Annotated in this window: 2 protein-coding genes; both read right to left on the bottom strand. The window is 41.4% G+C overall.

Features of this window, described 5'->3' with window-relative positions; genetic code table 11:
- Positions 1-98: 98 nt before the first annotated feature.
- Entirely contained in the window at positions 99-1076 is a 978-nt protein-coding gene (locus AB4517_RS22445) for a hypothetical protein (protein WP_102319801.1), read from the bottom strand.
- Positions 1077-1140: 64 nt separating this feature from the next.
- On the bottom strand, positions 1141-2646 hold the full coding sequence (locus tag AB4517_RS22440) for a hypothetical protein (RefSeq protein WP_102319800.1): 1506 nt from the start codon (positions 2644-2646) through the stop codon (positions 1141-1143).
- Positions 2647-2868 lie beyond the last annotated feature (222 nt).

Below are 2868 nucleotides of genomic sequence, written 5' to 3'. Positions count from 1 at the left end.
TTCCCAGTTCCCCTCTCGTTTCTTAGCGATTCTTAGGCGATTTAAGAATTCTTAATTTCATTGGTCTCCTTCACCTACTGAAATAAAGTTCAAGGATTTCAAATTGTTGATTTTCCATGTTCTACGAGATCGTTTTCTAGGCGTTGTTTTTGTTCATGCAGCAAGGCAATTTCGTTTTCAGCTTCTTCTAGGCCCTTCTCCAATAGGCGATGACTCGTAGCCAGTTCGCGGTTTTCTTCTCGTAGAATACTTATTTGATTGTCTGATTCATTCAGTAACTTCTGAGTTGATTTAAAAAGGGTTGAAGTTTCTGTTAACTGCGCTCTGGTCGTTTCATGCAGCTCAGATAAGCCTGATAACTGAGATTGAAGTTGATTGGCTTCATTCATGGAATATTCCAGTTTTACCTGAGTGGCCGTGTGAGCCTTATCTATATCCGATACTGTTCGTCTTAATTCATCCAACGAAATCTGCTGTTGAGCGGCCTTTTCCGTTGTCTTATTGAAAGAGTCAGTTAGTTGACTAATGGTTTGTATCAAATCTGATCTTTCGCTTTTTGAACTTGTTAATCTGACCTCTAAGTTATCGATTTGATCTTCTAGTAGCTCATTACGCTCAACTTGTTTCTGTAGTCGCACTTCAATATCAAGAGTATCTTGCTCAGCCATCGCTTGAGCTTTTACCAATATATCAGATTTAGCATCTAGCTCTCTGATTCGCACTTCCATCAAGGATTCATAATGAATGTGTGCTTTGTCATTAATTCTGATAGTCATATCACGAAGTATTTTCCCAAGCTCTTGTTCATTGAGTGACAGCATATCTTGAAGCTCAACAGGCAACTCAAAAGTCGATGCCACTGCTCTCTGGTCAGGATTAGTATCTACTGTCGATTGTTTTATTTCGGGAAGCCTGCCTTCTCCGATGAGGCGCTCAAGGTCAGTCTGTATAGAAGCAATTTTTCCACGTCCAAGAGCTTCTTTAATGAGCCACCCCGAAGGTTGTCGACCTTCATCGGACAATTGAGTTGCAATGCGTATAACATCTTCATCCGCATAAGATTTTGGTCTAGCCATATGGTTTATACCTTTGTTTTAATTATTATGATGGTTAGTTAGTAAAGTAAGCTGCGTGACTAACTTACTTATTAGGATGATCTGTAACGGTATGGTCATTGTTCGGTGCCACTGCTTCAGGCGCTTTCAGCAAAGCCACCTCATTTACGATTTTATCTGATAGACCTGGTGGTAGGTCTAGCACTGAGTTCAAGACAGAACTCAGGTACTCGCTTTGTTTTTTTAATACGCCTCTGTCTTTAGCATTGATCGCAAGTACCACTTTCTTAAAGATATCAACCAGTTTTGGCACTACGGTTTGTGTTAGCGATTGAGTGAGAATAGTCAGCCTTGATGATTCAGCTTTGAGATCTGACAACTCAAGTTGCATCGTATCTCGCTCAACCTGTAATTGGTTTAGCTGTACTTCTACCAGTGCAGTATCATCTATCAACTGTGATAGTTGTTGCTCGGTTTTTTCATTCTCATCTAACAAATAAACACGTTTCTTTTCTGCCAACTTTATTTTTCCCTGAGTTAGATCTAATTGGTGTGTGTGATAATTATGGCTGCGCTCCAATTTAGGTAATGAAGCCTCTCGATTCATATCTCTTCTTTTTTCAGATCTTCGCTCTGACTCTGGAGCAAGCTTTGCTACCAAGCCTTTATCAACAAATAGGTGCTGATTAGCATAGTCAAATAACATTTTTTGAAAGTAACGACCAAATTTTTGACTCAACTTCCTCGTCAGTTTCCCATCATCAGGTAATAATTTGGTGTCAGGTGCCGTTCGCTTAATATACTCATTGACGACCTTAATCTGAGTCTTTCTCAAGTCATATTTACCTGTCTGGTTGTTTCGACCAGATAAATAGTAGTGCGCATGTGCTCCCGTTTTGACATCCACACTTCGTTCGTCGTCATGCCCGATAACCGCTTTAACCTCGTAATCGGGAAAATATTCCATTAAGAACTGACTAGTAAACGAAACGTACTCTTCTAAGCTAATTACATCCGTTCCAACCCCCCATTGGTGGGGGATTTTAAAAAGACCTTCTTGAACATACAGATTGTTGGCTGGCGGCTTCTGGCATAACTGATTGTGAGCATTCAGATATGTTTCTAACATCTTAATTCGCTGCTTTTTGCGTTGCATTGTTAGCTTTGCAAACGCATCGATACGTGAGTAAGGAACGTACTTATCCATATCCAGTACAGCCTGTAAAAATTGAGCGGCAGCCTGATTTCCTTTTTTAAGCTCACTATCAACTGCTGTCTTTACCTTTTTGCGATACTGACGAAGTTGTGTTTGCAGCTTCGCTTGATTTGCCTTTTTAGGCGACGGCGCAATCTCATACAACAACTCTAGCCGTTGCTCTTCAGACCATTCTTTAAGAGACGATTGTTGACCATTCGTCCAGATCACGTTTTTTTCAAGCAGCTCATGATTCCACTCTAATTGCTTCGATTTCTTTGCCGCAGTGGGTGGTGATATGCGTAATGAATGAGCTAAAGAATGTTCGCACTTTACACGTTCAGCGGGCTTCGAACTAAAGTTGAACCGACGGTGAAACAATCGAATCTCTTTCATGCAATCCTCCTAAGAGGTGCGCATGGTAGAGAGTCAAGAGGCACTTCTCTTGCCCGCAGCTCACGTGCATCTTTTGCGAAGTAAAAGTGTGACGGGAGCGCAGCGGGTTGCCTTGTCGTATCACTTTTGAAGTGAACGACTTTGGCACTGTTAGTGCCATTAATGGCAGTACAACAGCCATTGTTGACAGCGAAAATGGCAACGGTGGCATCGATAATGCCA

It is taken from the genome of Vibrio sp. 10N.222.52.C3, from assembly GCF_041474195.1.
Taxonomy (GTDB): Bacteria; Pseudomonadota; Gammaproteobacteria; order Enterobacterales; family Vibrionaceae; genus Vibrio; species Vibrio crassostreae_C.
The sequence above is the reverse complement of the archived record's forward strand: the minus strand, read 5'-3'. Positions and strand labels throughout refer to the sequence as shown.